Annotated in this window: 17 protein-coding genes; 9 read left to right on the forward strand and 8 right to left on the reverse strand. The window is 72.9% G+C overall.

Going from position 1 to position 15,144, the window contains the following annotated elements; translation table 11 throughout:
• Positions 1-35: 35 nt before the first annotated feature.
• Positions 36-854: an NAD-dependent protein deacetylase gene (locus tag ACYVHQ_RS02950; protein WP_460511225.1), complete on the forward strand. Its 819-nt coding sequence runs from the start codon at positions 36-38 to the stop codon at positions 852-854.
• Positions 851-1,489, forward strand: coding sequence for a histidine phosphatase family protein (locus tag ACYVHQ_RS02955; RefSeq protein WP_460510639.1), 639 nt, complete (start codon positions 851-853; stop codon positions 1,487-1,489). The genes ACYVHQ_RS02950 and ACYVHQ_RS02955 overlap by 4 nt, the downstream gene beginning before the upstream one ends.
• A gap of 18 nt (positions 1,490-1,507) precedes the next feature.
• On the opposite strand, the gene ACYVHQ_RS02960 is transcribed toward ACYVHQ_RS02955, so the two are convergent.
• On the reverse strand, positions 1,508-2,593 hold the full coding sequence (locus ACYVHQ_RS02960) for a glycosyltransferase family 4 protein (protein WP_460510640.1): 1,086 nt from the start codon (positions 2,591-2,593) through the stop codon (positions 1,508-1,510).
• Complete coding sequence (locus tag ACYVHQ_RS02965) at positions 2,590-3,489, reverse strand: alpha/beta fold hydrolase (RefSeq protein WP_460510641.1); 900 nt, start codon at positions 3,487-3,489, stop codon at positions 2,590-2,592. The genes ACYVHQ_RS02960 and ACYVHQ_RS02965 overlap by 4 nt, the downstream gene beginning before the upstream one ends.
• Before the next feature lie 50 nt (positions 3,490-3,539).
• Between ACYVHQ_RS02965 and treS the strand changes: the two genes are divergently transcribed.
• On the forward strand, positions 3,540-5,309 hold the full coding sequence (gene treS / locus ACYVHQ_RS02970; protein ID WP_460510642.1) for a maltose alpha-D-glucosyltransferase: 1,770 nt from the start codon (positions 3,540-3,542) through the stop codon (positions 5,307-5,309).
• 102 nt (positions 5,310-5,411) lie between these two features.
• Complete coding sequence (locus ACYVHQ_RS02975) at positions 5,412-6,092, forward strand: exonuclease domain-containing protein (protein ID WP_460511226.1); 681 nt, start codon at positions 5,412-5,414, stop codon at positions 6,090-6,092.
• A 178-nt stretch (positions 6,093-6,270) separates the two neighbouring features.
• Here ACYVHQ_RS02975 and ACYVHQ_RS02980 read toward each other — a convergent pair whose 3' ends face one another.
• The 3 genes from ACYVHQ_RS02980 to glgA all read right to left on the reverse strand — a co-directional run bounded on the left by ACYVHQ_RS02980 (position 6,271) and on the right by glgA (position 8,613).
• Positions 6,271-6,519, reverse strand: a complete 249-nt coding sequence (locus ACYVHQ_RS02980) for a type B 50S ribosomal protein L31 (protein WP_460510643.1) — start codon at positions 6,517-6,519, stop codon at positions 6,271-6,273.
• Between the two features lie 114 nt (positions 6,520-6,633).
• Positions 6,634-7,419 carry an ABC transporter ATP-binding protein gene (locus ACYVHQ_RS02985; protein ID WP_460510644.1) on the reverse strand — a complete coding sequence of 262 codons (786 nt, stop codon included), beginning with the start codon at positions 7,417-7,419 and terminating at the stop codon, positions 6,634-6,636.
• Between the two features lie 9 nt (positions 7,420-7,428).
• Positions 7,429-8,613, reverse strand: coding sequence for a glycogen synthase (gene glgA, locus ACYVHQ_RS02990; protein ID WP_460510645.1), 1,185 nt, complete (start codon positions 8,611-8,613; stop codon positions 7,429-7,431).
• Positions 8,614-8,660: 47 nt separating this feature from the next.
• Between glgA and glgC the strand changes: the two genes are divergently transcribed.
• Positions 8,661-9,902 (forward strand): glucose-1-phosphate adenylyltransferase, encoded by a 1,242-nt coding sequence (glgC, locus tag ACYVHQ_RS02995; protein ID WP_460510646.1) that lies wholly within the window; start codon positions 8,661-8,663, stop codon positions 9,900-9,902.
• A 48-nt stretch (positions 9,903-9,950) separates the two neighbouring features.
• Positions 9,951-10,589 carry a phosphoserine phosphatase SerB gene (gene serB / locus ACYVHQ_RS03000; RefSeq protein ID WP_460510647.1) on the forward strand — a complete coding sequence of 213 codons (639 nt, stop codon included), beginning with the start codon at positions 9,951-9,953 and terminating at the stop codon, positions 10,587-10,589.
• Between the two features lie 88 nt (positions 10,590-10,677).
• Here the strand turns inward: serB and fabG are convergent, their stop codons facing one another.
• Positions 10,678-11,388, reverse strand: a complete 711-nt coding sequence (fabG, locus tag ACYVHQ_RS03005) for a 3-oxoacyl-ACP reductase FabG (RefSeq protein WP_460510648.1) — start codon at positions 11,386-11,388, stop codon at positions 10,678-10,680.
• 148 nt (positions 11,389-11,536) lie between these two features.
• Here fabG and ACYVHQ_RS03010 point away from each other — a divergent pair, with 148 nt between their 5' ends.
• The 3 genes from ACYVHQ_RS03010 (at position 11,537) to ACYVHQ_RS03020 (ending at position 13,025) form a co-directional block, all read left to right on the forward strand.
• A complete protein-coding gene (locus ACYVHQ_RS03010; protein WP_460510649.1) occupies positions 11,537-11,920 on the forward strand; it encodes a DUF3099 domain-containing protein in 384 nt (127 codons plus the stop codon).
• Between the two features lie 62 nt (positions 11,921-11,982).
• Positions 11,983-12,177 (forward strand): hypothetical protein, encoded by a 195-nt coding sequence (locus ACYVHQ_RS03015; protein WP_460510650.1) that lies wholly within the window; start codon positions 11,983-11,985, stop codon positions 12,175-12,177.
• Positions 12,174-13,025 (forward strand): SURF1 family cytochrome oxidase biogenesis protein, encoded by an 852-nt coding sequence (locus tag ACYVHQ_RS03020; protein ID WP_460510651.1) that lies wholly within the window; start codon positions 12,174-12,176, stop codon positions 13,023-13,025. Before ACYVHQ_RS03015 ends, ACYVHQ_RS03020 begins: the two co-directional genes overlap by 4 nt.
• Before the next feature lie 88 nt (positions 13,026-13,113).
• Here the strand turns inward: ACYVHQ_RS03020 and ACYVHQ_RS03025 are convergent, their stop codons facing one another.
• Entirely contained in the window at positions 13,114-14,712 is a 1,599-nt protein-coding gene (locus tag ACYVHQ_RS03025; protein WP_460510652.1) for an ABC-F family ATP-binding cassette domain-containing protein, read from the reverse strand.
• Positions 14,713-14,811: 99 nt separating this feature from the next.
• Positions 14,812-15,144 (reverse strand): metal-sulfur cluster assembly factor, encoded by a 333-nt coding sequence (locus tag ACYVHQ_RS03030; RefSeq protein WP_460510653.1) that lies wholly within the window; start codon positions 15,142-15,144, stop codon positions 14,812-14,814.

Here is a 15,144-nt window from a genome sequence, read left to right on the forward strand (position 1 = left end):
GCCCAGAGGGGGGCCACCACCCCGACCCCGCCGAGCTGGACGCCCTCGTGCACGTCCTCGAGGGCCGCCGGGTCGCGGTCCTCACCGGGGCGGGCGTGAGCACGGACAGCGGGATCCCCGACTACCGCGGCGAGGGCGCGCCCGTGCGGCACCCCATGACCTTCCAGCAGTTCCTCGCCGACGAGCGCTGGCGCAAGCGCTACTGGGCGGGCAGCCACGTCGGCTGGAAGGCCTTCACGGCCGCCGCCCCCAACGCCGGTCACCGGGCGCTCGCCGAGCTCGAGCGCGCCGGCGTCACCAACGGCGTCGTCACGCAGAACGTCGACGCGCTGCACGCCCGGGCGGGCTCGCAGCGGGTCGTCGACCTGCACGGCACGGTCGACCGCGTGCGCTGCCTCACCTGTGGGCAGTCCTTCGCCCGTGACACGGTCGCCGCCCGCCTCGCGGCGGCGAACCCGTGGCTGGACGAGCCCGAACAGGTCGTCCTCGCACCCGACGGCGACGTCGAGGTGCGCGACGTCGACGCCTTCGTCGTGCCGGAGTGCACGGTCTGCGGCGGGGTCCTCAAGCCCGACGTCGTCTTCTTCGGCGAGTTCGTCCCCGTCGAGCGCTTCGCCGAGGCGCGCTCGCTCGTGCTCGCGGCCGAGGCCCTGCTCGTCGTGGGGTCCTCGCTCGTCGTGAACTCGGGCATCCGCCTCCTCGACCAGGCGGTCCGCCGCGGCCACCCCGTCGCGGTCGTCAACCGCGGTGCGACGAAGGGCGACGCGCGGGCCGCGGTCAAGGTCGACGCCGGGACGTCCGAGACGCTCGCGGCCCTCGTCGGTCGCCTCGTGCCGACCGGGGCGGCCTCGTGACCCGCCTCTGGCTCGTCCGGCACGGCGAGACCGAGTGGAACCGCGCCCGCCGCATCCAGGGCGCCACCGACATCCCGCTCAACGGCACGGGTCGCGACCAGGCGCGACGGGCCGGCGAGCTGCTCCGCCGCAGGCCGGTCGACGCGGTGGTCGCCAGCCCCCTGGTCCGCGCCGCCGAGACCGGCGCCATCGTCGCCGAGCTGCTGGGCCTGCCCGAGCCCCGGCTCGTGCCCGCGCTGGCCGAGCGCCGCTACGGCGTCGCGGAGGGCCTCACGCCGACGGAGGTCGAGGCCCGGTTCCCCGACGGTGCGCGCGTGCCGGGCCGGGAGAGCCGCGGCGCCCTGCTCGACCGGGTCCTGCCGGCCCTCGAGGCGATCGCGGCCGACCACGTCGGCGGGTCGGTGGTGGTCGCCACGCACGGGGCCGTGATCCGCACCGTCGTGAGCGCGGTCGCGCCGGACCACCGGGCCGCCGTGGGCGTCCCGATCAGGAACGGCTCCGTGCACTCCTTCGAGGTGCGCGACGCCGGACTGCGGCTCCGACGCTTCGACGACCCGCTCGAGGACGAGTCCGAGGAGCACGCGGGCGATCCGCTGGCCGCGCAGAACGCCCTCGAGGGCGCGGGCGACGCCTGACCGGCGACCGCCCCGGGGTCAGGAGGCGCGCCTCCTGCCGCGTCGTCCGTCGCGCGCGACCCGCGTGAGCAGGTCGAGCAGCACGTCGGCCGACGACCTCCAGCCGTAGGCGCCGGCGCGGGTGACGGCGGCCCGGGAACGGGCGGCCCACTCCCCCTCGAGCCGGCGCACGGCCGCGGCGAACGCGGCGGGCGACGACGGGTCGAAGAAGAGCGCGGCGTCACCGCCGATCTCGCGGAAGATCGGGATGTCGCTGACCACCGCGGGCGTGCCGAGGGCCATGCCCTCCACGAGCGGGATCCCGAAGCCCTCGGCCCGCGAGGCCGTGACGACGGCTGCGGCCCCGAGCAGCACCTCGCGGTACTCCTCGTCGCTCGCGCCGTCGTGGACGACGAGGGACCCCTGCGGGGCGAGCCCCTCGAGCCGGCGGCGCTCCCGGTCGTCGACGCGGCTCATGAGGTGCAGCCGCCAGCCGTCGAGCAGCGGCAGGGCGCGCACGAGCACGTCGACGTTCTTGTAGGGCATGAACGAGCCCATGTAGACGAGGTCGCGCCGCTCGGGCTCCGCCCGCACGGGCACGGTGCCCGCGTCGTCCGCGGCGTTCGGCACGACGGTCACCGGGCGGCGGGTGAGCCGGTGCCGCGCGATCTGGTCCCGGGTCGTGCCGCTCACCGTGACGACCGCGTCGGCCCGGTCGAGCAGCAGCCGCTGCGGCCACCAGGCGAGGTGGTAGAGGCGCCAGAGCAGGCGCAGCGGTGCCGCGAACTCGCGCGGAGGCGTGCGGTTCTCGTAGTAGATGAGGTCGTGCAGGGTGAGCACGAGCGGGTAGCGCCGTCCCCACGAGCCCATGGTCTGCATGGGCGACCAGACCACGTCGGGCCGCAGGGCGTTGACCTGCAGCGCGACGAACGGCTCGAGCGGGCTCGTGGGCCCGCTGACCAGCCGGTGCGGCACGGCGGGCAGCTTGTCGAGCTGGCGCTCGTCGCTCACGAGCACGGTGACCGCGTGCCGGGCGGCGAGGGCGGTGACGACCCCGGTGGTGAACCGGCTGATGCCGTCGTGCCGCCCGACGCGCACGTAGCGGGCGTCGACGACGATCCTCACCGGACGAACCGCTCGATCGCCGCGGCGGCCTCGGCCGGCTTCTCGTAGTGCACGAGGTGCCCGACGCCCTCGACGACGGCCAGCTCGGCGTCGGGGAAGAGCCCCCGCAGCGTGCGCTGCGCGGGCAGCGCCGTGATGTCGTCGCGGTCGGCGGCCACGAGCAGGGTGCGCACGCCGACGCGGGCGGCGTAGGTGCTCACGTCGCTCGAGACCGAGGCGCGGAACGCGTCGAGCACGACCCGCCGGTCGGCGAAGCGCGAGAAGTACGAGTCGTGCTGGTCGTGGATCCAGCGGCGCAACGGCCGGTCGCGGGTCTTGACCATCGCGACGCTCGTCACGCGCACGACCGGGGCGGCCTGGAGCAGGGCGAGCCCCTGCCGCTCGGGCAGGGCCGCGCCGGCACGGTAGTAGCCGACGGCGAGGCGGGTGAGGACCCCGCGGGGGCCCTCGAGCGCAGGAGCCGCGATCGGGTTGACGAGGACGAGCGCGCCCGCGGGCAGGCCGTCCGCCAGCGCGGCCGTCGTGACGATCGACCCGAACGAGTGCCCCAGCACGACCGTGTCGGCACCGAGGTCGAGCGCGCCGGCGAGCTCGCGGAGCCACGAGGCGTACGCCGCGACGCTGTGCTCGCCGTCGAGGGGCGTCGACTCGCCGAAGCCCGGGAGGTCGGGCATGACGACCCGGAACCGGTCGCCCAGGTGGGCGACCACGGGCTCGAGGCCGTGGTGGTCGCCGCGGAAGCCGTGCACCGCGAGGACGGTCACCGGCGCGTCCGCTCGACCGTAGGTCCAGACGCGCGCGTCGGACCCGGCCGCCCGCACGCGGTCCTCGGTGACGGGCACCGCGTCGAGCAGGGCGCGGTAGGGCGACGGGACGCGCGGGGGTCGGACGATCACCCGGCCAGTCTAGGGAGCGCGCCGGCCCCGGGCGTCCTACAGTGGGCCGGGTGAGCTTCGTCGCCCCCATCCAGACGCCCGGCCTGACCCTCGACCCGAACTGGCACCGTCGTGCCGTCTTCTACGAGGTGATGGTGCGCTCCTACGTCGACAGCAACGGCGACGGAGCGGGCGACCTCCAGGGGCTGCTGTCCCGCCTCGACTACCTGCAGTGGCTCGGGGTCGACGCGCTCTGGCTGCCGCCCTTCTTCCAGTCCCCGCTCCGCGACGGCGGCTACGACATCCAGGACTACAAGGCGATCCTGCCCGAGTTCGGCACGCTCGACGAGTTCCGCGACCTGGTGACCAAGGCGCACGAGCGCAACATGCGCATCGTCATCGACATGGTGCTCAACCACACCTCGGACCAGCACGAGTGGTTCCAGCAGTCCCGCGAGGACCCGGACGGCCCCTACGGCGACTTCTACGTCTGGCGCGACACGGACGAGGGCTACCAGGACATCCGCATCATCTTCGTCGACACGGAAGAGTCCAACTGGACCTTCGACCCGGTCCGGCGCCAGTTCTTCTTCCACCGCTTCTTCTCGCACCAGCCCGACCTCAACTTCGAGAACCCGGCCGTGCAGGAGGCCGTCTTCGACGTCGTGCGCCACTGGTTGTCGCTCGGCGTCGACGGCCTCCGCCTGGACGCCATCCCGTACCTGTTCGAGTCGGAGGAGGGCAACGGCGAGGGCGAGCCCGAGACCCACGAGTTCATCAAGCGGCTCCGCGCGATGGTGGACGAGGAGTTCCCGGGCCGCGTCCTCATCGCCGAGGCGAACCAGTGGCCGGCCGAGACGGCCGCCTTCTTCGGCACGGAGGAGGAGCCCGAGTGCCACATGGCCTTCGACTTCCCCGTCATGCCGCGCATCTTCTACTCGCTCCGGGCACAGCACGCACAGGAGCTCGAGCGCATCCTGTCGGAGACCCTCGAGGTGCCGGACGGCGCCGCGTGGGGCGTGTTCCTCCGCAACCACGACGAACTGACGCTCGAGATGGTGAGCGAGGAGTACCGGCAGGCCATGTACGGCTGGTACGGCTACGACCCCCGCATGCGCTCGAACATCGGGATCCGGCGGCGCCTGGCCCCGCTGCTCGACAACTCGCGGGCCGAGCTCGAGCTGGCGCACGCCCTGTTGTTCTCGCTCGCCGGCAGCCCCTTCCTCTACTACGGCGACGAGATCGGGATGGGCGACAACATCTGGCTGCCCGACCGCGACAGCTCGCGTACGCCGATGCAGTGGACCCCCGACCGCAACGCCGGCTTCTCGTCGGCCGACCCCGGCAAGCTGTTCCTCCCCGTGGTCCAGTCGCTCGTCTACAACTACTCGCTCGTGAACGTCGAGAGCCAGATGGCCCAGTCGCGCTCGCTGCTGCACTGGGTGCGCAACGTCATCCACGTGCGCAAGGCGCACCCGGTCTTCGGCCTCGGCACGATGCAGGTCAACGAGTCCGACCACGACTCGGTGCTCGCGTTCACGCGCTCCTACGAGGGCACCGGTGCGACGTTCGGCGCGGACATGGCGGAGGACGTCCTCTGCGTCTTCTCGTTCGCCCACAACCCGGTCTCGGTGACGATCACGGCCCCCGAGCTGGCGGGCCGGACCCTGCACGACCTCTTCGCCGGAGCGCAGTTCCCGTCCTTCGACGAGGACGGTACCGTCACGCTCACCCTCGGCACCCAGGCCTTCTACTGGCTGCACGTGGGCGACGCTCCCGTGCCGGCGACGTCTCCGGTCGCCCCGGCGGCGCCGTCCGGCGACGTCGGCGGCGCCTCCTAGACTCGCAGGGTGAGCGACGCCAGCACCGACACCAGCAGCACCGGACCAGGCCTCGACGACACGGACCAGGGCGTCCGCACCGGCTGGTGGCGGGCCCTCGGCGTGTTCGACCTCGAGACCACCGGCATCGACGTCGAGACCGCCCGCATCGTCACGGCCCACGTGGGCCTCCTCGACGCCGAGGGTCGCAGCATCGCGCACGGCGAGTGGCTGGCCGACCCCGGCGTGGAGATCCCCGAGCGGGCGAGCGCCGTGCACGGCGTGACCACCGAGCGTGCCCGGGCCGAGGGGCGCCCGGCGGCCGAGGTGGTGGCCGAGATCGTGGCCGCGCTCCGCGCGGTCTTCGCCCGGGGAGTCCCGCTCGTGGTCTACAACGCGCCCTACGACCTGACGCTGCTCGACCGTGAGGCGCGTCGCCACGGCGTCGAGCCGCTCGGCGACGTCGGGGCCATCGGTTGCGTCGTCGACCCGCTCGTCATCGACAAGGCCGTCGACACGTACCGCAAGGGCAAGCGCACCCTCGAGGCCGCCGCTGCCGTCTACGGGGTCGTGCTCGACGACGCCCACGACGCCGGTGCCGACGCCATCGCGGCCGGACGCGTGGCACAGGCCATGGCCCTCAAGCACGCCGACCGCCTCGATGTCCCCGCGACGGAGCTGCACGACCTGCAGATCGGGTGGTGCAGCAGCCAGGCGGCCAGCTTCCAGGAGTACGTGCGCCGTACGAAGGACCCGGCCTTCACGACGTCGGGCGCGTGGCCGCACCGTCCCTCGCCGAGCTGAGCGCACCTCCTGCACGGCCGAGCCCTGGCGGACCAGGGCTCACCGGCCGCGGAACGACGGCGTGGCGCACGGCGATGCCTGCCCGTCGCCGCGGCGGCGGGGACGCCGAAGGGGCGGTCGACCGAGGTCGACCGCCCCTTCGAGCGTCAGGAGAGCCGTCCCCCGGAGGGGACGCGGCTCACTTGCCGAAGTTCTTGTAGCGCGAGTTGAACTTCTCGACGCGGCCGGCCGAGTCGAGGATGCGCTGCTTGCCCGTGTAGAACGGGTGCGACTCGGACGAGATCTCGACGTCGATGACGGGGTAGGTCTCACCGTCGAGCTCGATGGTCTTGTCGCTGGTCGCCGTGGAGCGCGTGAGGAAGGTGGCGCCCGAGGCCAGGTCGCGGAAGACGATCGGTGCGTACTCGGGGTGGGTGGCGGTCTTCATGTTGGTCCTCAGGATGGCGGATGGGTGACGGTCGAAGCTGTCGGGACCTGGCGGGCAGGTCCAGGCCCGCACAGGCGAGCCAGCGGTCGAGTCTAGCAGACGTGGTCGACGGGATCAGGAGGCGGCACGCGCGGCGTAGCGCCCGTCGTGCTCCTCGACGACCAGGTCGAGGCCGAAGGTGCCACCGAGCACCTCGGCGGTGAGCACCTCGGCGAGCGGGCCCGCCGCGACGACGCGCCCGTGGTCGAGCAGCAGCGCGTGCGTGAAGCCGCGCGGGATCTCCTCGACGTGGTGCGTGACCATGACGATGGCGGGGGCGTCGGCCGATCGCGCGTAGCCCGAGAGCATCCGCAGGAGCTCCTCGCGTGCGCCCAGGTCGAGGCTCGCGGCGGGCTCGTCGAGCAGCAGCAGCTCCGGGTCGGTCATGACCGCACGGGCGATCTGGACGCGCTTCTGCTCGCCGTCGCTGAGCTCGCCGAACGACCGCTCGGCGAGGTGGTCGAGCCGCCACTCCTCGAGCACGCGGTGCGCCCGACGGACGTCGACCTGCTCGTAGTCCTCGTTCCAGCGGCCGGTGACCGAGTACGCCGCCGTCAGGACGACGTCGAGGACCTTCTCGCGGGAGGGGATCCTGCGGGCCACCGAGGTCGAGGCGAAGCCGATCCGGGGGCGGAGGTCGAAGAGGTCCGTGCGCCCGAGGTCGGCCCCCAGGACCACGGCCTCGCCGGCGCTGGGGTGAGCCTGCGCCGCGGCGACCTGGAGGAGGGTGGTCTTGCCCGCGCCGTTGGGCCCGAGCACGACCCAGCGCTGGTCGGACTCGACCGTCCAGGACACGCTGTCGACGACGGCGGTGCCGGCGCGGGTGATCGAGACGTCGTTGAGCTGCAGCACCGTGGGCATGGTCACAGCCTAGCGGCGCAGGCCCTCGTAGACCGCGAGCGTCTGTCCGGCGATCCGCTCCCAGGAGAACTCCTCCTCGGCACGGAGGCGACCGGCGCGGCCCATGAGCGCCGCCAGGCCGGGGTCCGCGACGACCTCGGTCAGCGTCGCCGCGAGGTCGCGGACGAAGCGGTCGGGGTCGACCGGGGTGCCCGTGCCGTCCTGGACCTGCTCGATCGGGACGACGCGACCCGTGAGGCCGTCGGCGACGACCTCGGGGATGCCGCCCGTGCCGGAGCCCACGACGGGCACGCCGCAGGCCATGGCCTCGAGGTTCACGATGCCGAGGGGCTCGTACACCGACGGGCAGACGAACGTCGTCGCCGCCGTGAGCACGGCCGTGAGCTCGTGGCGGGGCAGGACGCGCTCGATCCAGACCACGCCGGTGCGCTCCTCCTGGAGCTCTCGGACGAGGCCGGTGACCTCGGCCATGATCTCGGGGGTGTCCGGGGCGCCGGCGCAGAGCACCAGCTGGACGTCGGCCGGCAGCGCGCGCGCCGCGCGGAGCAGGTAGGGAAGCCCCTTCTGGCGCGTGATGCGGCCGACGAAGACGACGCTCGGGCGGTCGGGGTCGATGCCGAGGCCGCGCACGACGTCGTCGTCGCGGTTGGGCCGCCAGGCGTCGAGGTCGATCCCGTTGCGGACGACGCTCACCTTGCCCTCGTCGATGCCGGGGTACGAGCGGAGGATGTCCCGGCGCATGCCCTCGCTCACGGCGATGACCGCGTCGGCGGTCTCGTAGGCCTGGCGCTCGATCCAGCTCGAGACGCGGTACCCGCCGCCGAGCTGCTCGGCCTTCCACGGCCGCAGGGGCTCCAGGCTGTGCGCGGTGAGGACGTGCGGCACGTCGTGCAGCATCTGCGCCAGCTGACCGCCGTGGTTGGCGTACCAGGTGTGGCTGTGGACCAGGTCGGCGCCGGCGACGTCCTGGGCGATCCGGAGGTCCTGGCCGAGCGTGCGGAGGGTCGCGTTCGCGCCGTCCAGCTCGGCGAGCTCGGGGTAGCCCGTCGTGCCGGGCTCGTCGTCGACGGTGCCGAACGCACGGACCTCGACCTCGATCCGGCGGCGCAGGGCCTTGACGAGCTCGACGACGTGGACGCCCGCTCCCCCGTAGACGTTGGGCGGGTATTCCTTGGTGATGACATCGACTCGCACCGTCCACACCGTAGTCGCGCGGCGACGGATCGTGCCATTGTGGGCACATGGCATCGAAGAAGATCTTCGGCATCGTGCTGGCCGGTGGCGAGGGCAAGCGACTGATGCCCCTCACCGCGGACCGCGCGAAGCCGGCCGTCCCGTTCGGCGGCAACTACCGGCTCATCGACTTCGCCCTGTCGAACCTCATCAACTCGGGGCTCCGTCAGATCGTCGTGCTCACGCAGTACAAGTCGCACAGCCTCGACCGCCACGTCTCGCAGACGTGGAGCATCGAGGGCCTCCTGGGTGCGTACGTCGCGTCCGTGCCGGCCCAGCAGCGGCTCGGCAAGCGGTGGTTCGCGGGCAGCGCGGACGCGATCCTGCAGAGCCTCAACCTGCTCCGTGACGAGAAGCCGGACATCGTCGTCGTCGTGGGTGCGGACCACGTCTACCGCATGGACTTCTCGCAGATGATCGAGGCCCACATCGCCTCGGGCGCCGGCGTGACCGTCGCCGCGATCCGTCAGCCGATCTCGCTCGCCGACCAGTTCGGCGTCATCGAGGTCGACGAGTCCGACCCCACCCGCATCGGGCGGTTCCTCGAGAAGCCGACCGACGCGACCGGCCTCCCCGACTCCCCCGACGAGATCCTCGCCTCCATGGGCAACTACGTCTTCGACGCCGACGTCCTCATCGACGCCGTGCTCCGCGACGGCGAGAAGCCCGACTCCGACCACGACATGGGCGGGGACATCGTCCCCGACTTCGTCTCCCGGGGCGACGCCGCCGTCTACGACCTGAACCGCAACGAGGTCCCCGGGGCCACGGAGCGCGACCGGTACTACTGGCGCGACGTCGGCACGATCGACTCCTTCTACGACGCGCACCGCGACCTCATCTCGGCGCTGCCCGTCTTCAACCTCTACAACACCGACTGGCCGATCTTCTCGCAGCAGCTGAACTCGCCGCCCGCGAAGTTCGTGCGCGACGGGCGGGGCGACGTCGGCGAGGTCGTCGACTCCATCGTGTCGCTCGGCTCCCTGCTCTCGGGGGCCCACGTCGAGCGCAGCGTGCTCGGCCCGTGGTGCACGCTCGAGTCGGGCAGCCGCGTCGTCGACTCGGTCGTGTTCGAGCGGGCCTCCATCGGCCCCGGCGCCACGGTGAACCGCGCCATCCTCGACAAGGACGTCGTCATCGCCGAGGGCGCGTCCGTCGGTGTCGACCCCGAGGCCGACCGTGCCCGGGGCTTCACCGTGACACCGTCCGGCATCACCGTCGTGGGCAAGGGCGTCCGCGTCGACCGCTGAGTCCTCGGCCCCGCCCGGCGCGGCACGCCCCGCCGCTAGGGTGGGGCCGTGCCGCGCTTCCTCCTCGTCCTCGACGTCGACTCCACCCTGATCGAGGACGAGGTGATCGAGCTCCTCGCCGAGGCGGCCGGCAGCCGCGACGCCGTGGCGTCCGTGACGGCACGGGCCATGTCCGGGCAGCTCGACTTCGCCGCCAGCCTGCACGAGCGGGTCGCGACGCTCGCCGGCCTGCCCCTCTCGGCCGTCGACGAGGTCGTCGACCGGGTGCGCGTGACCCCCGGCGCCCGCGAGCTGGTCGCTGGCGTGCACGCCGCCGGCGGGGTCGTCGCCGTGGTCTCGGGGGGCTTCCACGAGGTGCTCGACCCGCTCGCCGCCGACCTCGGGCTCGACCTCTGGCGCGCGAACCGCCTCGGCGTCGCCGACGGCCGCCTCAGCGGACGCGTCGAGGGCGACGTCGTCGACGCCGCGACGAAGGCCGCCTGCCTGAGGGCCTGGGCCGAGGAGGCCTCCGTGCCCCTCGAGCGCACGGTCGCGGTCGGCGACGGGGCCAACGACCTCCTGATGCTCGAGGCGGCGCAGCTGGGCGTCGCCTTCGACGCCAAGCCCGTCCTCCGCGCGGCCGCCGACGTCGTGCTCGACCGGCGAGACCTCTCGCAGGTGCTCCCCCTGCTGGGGCTGCGGGGCTGAGCCGCCGCCGCGGTCCGCCGCGACCCCGAGGGATCGCTCGCGGTCGTGGCGTCCGCGGCCCCGGCCGGTCCGGCCCGTCAGCGGGTCGTCAGTGGCCCATGCCGAGGCCGCCGTCGACCGGCACGACCGCGCCCGAGACGTACGCGGCCTCGTCGGAGGCGAGCCAGGCGATGGTCGCGGCGACCTCGGCGGCCGAGCCGTACCGGCCCGCCGGGATCGCCTTCTTGTACTCGGCCTGCGTCGCCTCGGGGAGCGCGGCGGTCATGTCGGTCTCGATGAACCCGGGCGCGACGACGTTGGCGGTGATGCCGCGACCGCCCAGCTCGCGCGTGACCGACCGGGCCAGCCCGACGAGGCCGCTCTTCGAGGCGGCGTAGTTGACCTGGCCCGCACTGCCGTAGAGGCCCACGACGCTCGAGACGAGCACGACGCGCCCGAAGCGGGCCTTCAGCATGCCCTTGGAGGCGCGCTTCACCACGCGGAACGCGCCCGAGAGGTTGGTGTCGACGACCGAGGTGAAGTCCTCCTCGGTCATGCGGAGCAGCAGGGTGTCCTTCGTGATGCCCGCGTTCGCCACGAGCACCTCGACCGGCCCGAGCCGGGCCTCGACCTCGGTGAAGGCCGCGTCGACGGACGCCGCGTCGGTGATGTCGGCGCGGACGGTGAGGGTGCCCTCGGGGCCCTCGCCGGTGCGCGCGGTCACGGCGACGCGGTGGCCGCGGGCGACGAACTCCTCGGCGACGGCGCGGCCGATGCCGCGGTTGCCTCCGGTGACGAGGACGGTGCGGGTGGTGGTCATCGAGGGCTCCCGGTGGTGGTGCGGACGGCGTCGCCGCCCGAGTCCGGGAGCGACCGTCGACCAGCCTACTGTCGGTGGCGCGCAGTACCATCGTGGCGAGCGCGCCGCGCCGCGGCCGCGTCCCACCGCCCACCCTGAGCTGGAGCCGATGAAGGCCATCAACCCGATCACGTCGCTGCCGCCGTCGCCGACCGACGACCGGCACTCCCGCATGGTCAAGTACGTCGTCGCGATGGGCATCCGCGTCGTCTGCATCGTGCTGTGCTTCGTCGTGCCCCTCGGCTGGTGGACCCTCCTGCCGATCCTCGGCGCCGTGCTCATCCCCTACTACGCGGTGGTCCTCGCCAACGTCGGCCACGAGCAGGGCGGTGCGGTCGAGTCGCCCGGTGGGCAGCTCGAGGCCTACCGGGGGCCCGCGGTCGCCTCGCCTGCTCCCGAGCCGCGCTTCCGTCCGACGGTCGTCGGTGACGACGAGGGCCCCGTCGGCGCGGCCGACGACGGAGGGCCGGCACGGACCCCGGGGGCCGCGTGAGGCTCGGTGCCGTCGGGCCGGCCGCCGACGAGTGCTCGCGCGCCGGGTGCCGGGCGACGGCCGTGACCGCCGTCCACTGGCGCAACCCCAAGCTCCACGACCTGACCCGGGTCAAGACGTGGACGGCCTGCGCCGAGCACGAGGGCTACCTCGTCGAGTTCCTCCGGGCCCGGGACTTCCCGGTCACCGTGACGGCCGTCGGCGAGACCGTCGACCGCGTCGTCGAGGGCTCCCTCCCGGGTCAGGAGGCACGGTGACCGGCTGGCGCTTCGCCCTGTCCGGCCGGTGGCTGGGCTACCTGGCGGTCGCGGTCGTCTTCGCGATCGTCTGCGGGTTCCTCGCCCACTGGCAGTGGGCGAGGCACGAGGAGAAGACGGCGGTCGCCGAGCAGCTCGACCGCAACTACGACGCCGAGCCCGTCCCCCTCGCGGACCTCGTCCCGGACGCCGGCACCCTCGACCCCGAGGTCGAGTGGCGGCCCGTGACCCTGACGGGTCGCTACCTCGTCGACGAGACGCTGCTGGTCCGCAACCGCCCGTTCAACGGCCAGCCGGGCTTCGAGGTGCTCGTGCCCTTCGAGCTCGCCGGTGGCGAGGTGTTCCTCGTCGACCGTGGCTGGGTGCCCACGGGCAACGCGCAGGACGCCCCCGACGAGGTGCCCGCTCCGCCCACCGGCGACGTCACCGTCACGGCACGGCTCAAGCCGGGAGAGCCGCGCGTCGGCGACCGCACCGACATCGCCGGCACCAACCAGATCGCGACGATCCAGCTCGACGACGTCGCCGAGCGGCTCGACGAGCCGCTCGTGACGGGGTCCTACGGCTTGCTGGCCGGCGAGAGCCCCGCTCCCGCGACCCGCCCGGCACCCTCGGTCGAGCCCGAGATCGACACCGGGCTGAACCTCTCCTACTTCGTGCAGTGGCTCCTGTTCGCGGTCGGGGCGTTCGCGTTCCTCTTCTACGTCGTGCGCCAGGAGCACCGCAACCGCACCGCCGAGCCCGACGAGCTCGAGGAGCGCGAGGCCGAGCGCCGACGCCGCCGCGCTGCGCGGGGCGGCAGCGACGACGAGGCCGAGGACGCCCTGCTCGACGCGGCCGGGCGCTGACGGGCCGGTCTCCGCCTCCTGAGCACCCGGATCCCCAGAGGGCTTCGGGCCCGGTCCTGGTCGGGCCGCCTCCGCGACCCGACCCTGGTCACGCCAGGTTGATGAGCTCGCTGTAGTCCTTGGTCCAGTGGTCCTCGGTGCCCTCGGGCATGATGAGCACGCGTTCCGGGTTCAGCGCTTCGACGGCCCCCTCGTCGTGGCTCACGAGCACGACCGCGCCCTCGTAGTTGGCCAGCGCGTCGAGGATCTCCAGGCGGCTGGCCGGGTCCAGGTTGTTCGTGGGCTCGTCGAGCAGCAGGACGTTGGCGCCCGAGACGACGATCATGGCGAGGGCCAGGCGCGTCTTCTCGCCGCCCGAGAGCACGCCGGCCGGCTTGGCCGAGTCGTCCCCGGTGAAGAGGAACGAGCCGAGCACGCGTCGGGCCTCCATCTCGGTGATGTTCGGCGACGAGGACACCATGTTCTCGAGCACGCTGCGCTTGACGTCGATGGTCTCGTGCTCCTGCGCGTAGTACCCGACGCGCAGGCCGTGGCCCGGCTCCAGCTGGCCGGTGTCGGGCTGGTCCACGCTCGCCAGGATGCGCAGGAGGGTCGTCTTGCCGGCACCGTTGAGACCGAGGATCACGACCTTCGACCCTCGGTCGATGGCGAGGTCCACGGCCGTGAAGATCTCGAGCGAGCCGTAGCTCTTCGAGAGGTTCGAGGCCATGAGCGGGGTCCTCCCGCAGGCGGCCGGGGTCGGGAAGCGCAGCTTCGCGACGCGGTCCACCGCGCGGACCTCCTCGAGGCCGGACAGCAGGCGCTCGGCGCGCGCGACCATCTGGTGCGCGGCGGCGGCCTTGGAGGCCTTCGCCCCGAAGCGCGCCGCCTGCTTCTGCAGCGCGGAGGCCTGCTTCTCGGCGTTCGAGCGCTCCTTCTTGCGGCGCTCCTCGTCGGCGGCCCGCTGCCGCTGGTAGTTCCGCCACCCCATGTTGTAGATGTCGATGGCCTGGCGGTTGGCGTCGAGGTAGAAGACGCGGTTGACGACCTCCTCGACGAGCTCGATGTCGTGGCTGATGACGATGACGCCGCCCTGGTACGTCTTGAGGTACTCGCGGAGCCACACGACGCTGTCGGCGTCGAGGTGGTTGGTCGGCTCGTCGAGGATCATCGTGTCGGCGGCCGAGAACAGGATCCGCGCGAGCTCGATGCGGCGGCGCTGACCGCCGGAGAGCGTCGAGAGGGGCTGGTCCAGGATCCTGTCGGGCAGGCTGAGGTTGCTGGCGATCGACGCGGCCTCGGCCTCGGCGGCGTACCCGCCGAGCGCGTTGAAGCGGTCGTCGAGGTCGCCGTAGCGCTTCATGGCCCGCTCCGCGACGGCGGGATCGGGGTCGCCCATCTCGAGTGTCGCGGCCTGGATGCCGAGCAACAGCTGGCCCAGTCCCCGGGCGTCCAGGATGCGCGTGCGGGCCAGGTCCTCCGGGTTGCCGCTGCGCGGGTCCTGCGGGAGGTAGCCGATCTCGCCCGACCGCTCGATGGAGCCACCCGTGGGCTGCGTCTCACCGGCGAGCGTCTTGGTCATCGTGGTCTTGCCGGCGCCGTTGCGGCCGACGAGGCCGATCTTGTCGCCCTTGTCCACACGGAACGTCACGCCGTCCATGAGCAGGCGTGCTCCCACGCGGATCTCGAGGTCGCGCACGTTCAGCACAGCAGGGGGTCCAATCGGTCGGGGTGGTGGGCAGGCGGTGCGCCGTGCCCGCACGGGCAGGACCCCCGGTCGCGTGACCGGGGGTCCGAGGGGTGGTGGTCAGATGGAGAAGCCGATGGCACGCATCATGTCGCGGCCGTCGTCCGTGATCCGCTCGGGGCCCCACGGCGGCATCCACACCCAGTTGATGCGGAAGGCGTCGACGACGCCGTCGAGGGCGGCGGCCGTCTCGCTCTCGATCACGTCGGTGAGGGGGCAGCCCGCCGAGGTGAGCGTCATGCTGATGATGAGCGCGTTCTCGTGGTCCTCGTCCATGGCGAGGTCGTAGATGAGTCCCAGGTCGACGATGTTGACGCCGAGCTCGGGGTCCACGACCTCCTTGAGGGCCTCGATCGTGGTGTCGAACTTCTCGGGGGCGAGGGCGACGGCCAT

This window comes from Frigoribacterium salinisoli (assembly GCF_054781095.1).

Bases quoted from the DNA above. Each gene is read 5' to 3' on its own strand.
- ACYVHQ_RS02985 (WP_460510644.1), bottom strand. From the start codon at position 7,419: ATGCCCACGGTGCTGCAGCTCAACGACGTCTCGATCACCCGCGCCGGC.
- glgC (WP_460510646.1), top strand. From the start codon at position 8,661: ATGGCATCGAAGAAGATCTTCGGCATCGTGCTGGCCGGTGGCGAGGGC.
- ACYVHQ_RS03010 (WP_460510649.1), top strand. From the start codon at position 11,537: ATGAAGGCCATCAACCCGATCACGTCGCTGCCGCCGTCGCCGACCGAC.
- fabG (WP_460510648.1), bottom strand. From the start codon at position 11,388: ATGACCACCACCCGCACCGTCCTCGTCACCGGAGGCAACCGCGGCATC.
- ACYVHQ_RS02980 (WP_460510643.1), bottom strand. From the start codon at position 6,519: ATGAAGACCGCCACCCACCCCGAGTACGCACCGATCGTCTTCCGCGAC.
- ACYVHQ_RS03030 (WP_460510653.1), bottom strand. From the start codon at position 15,144: ATGGCCGTCGCCCTCGCCCCCGAGAAGTTCGACACCACGATCGAGGCC.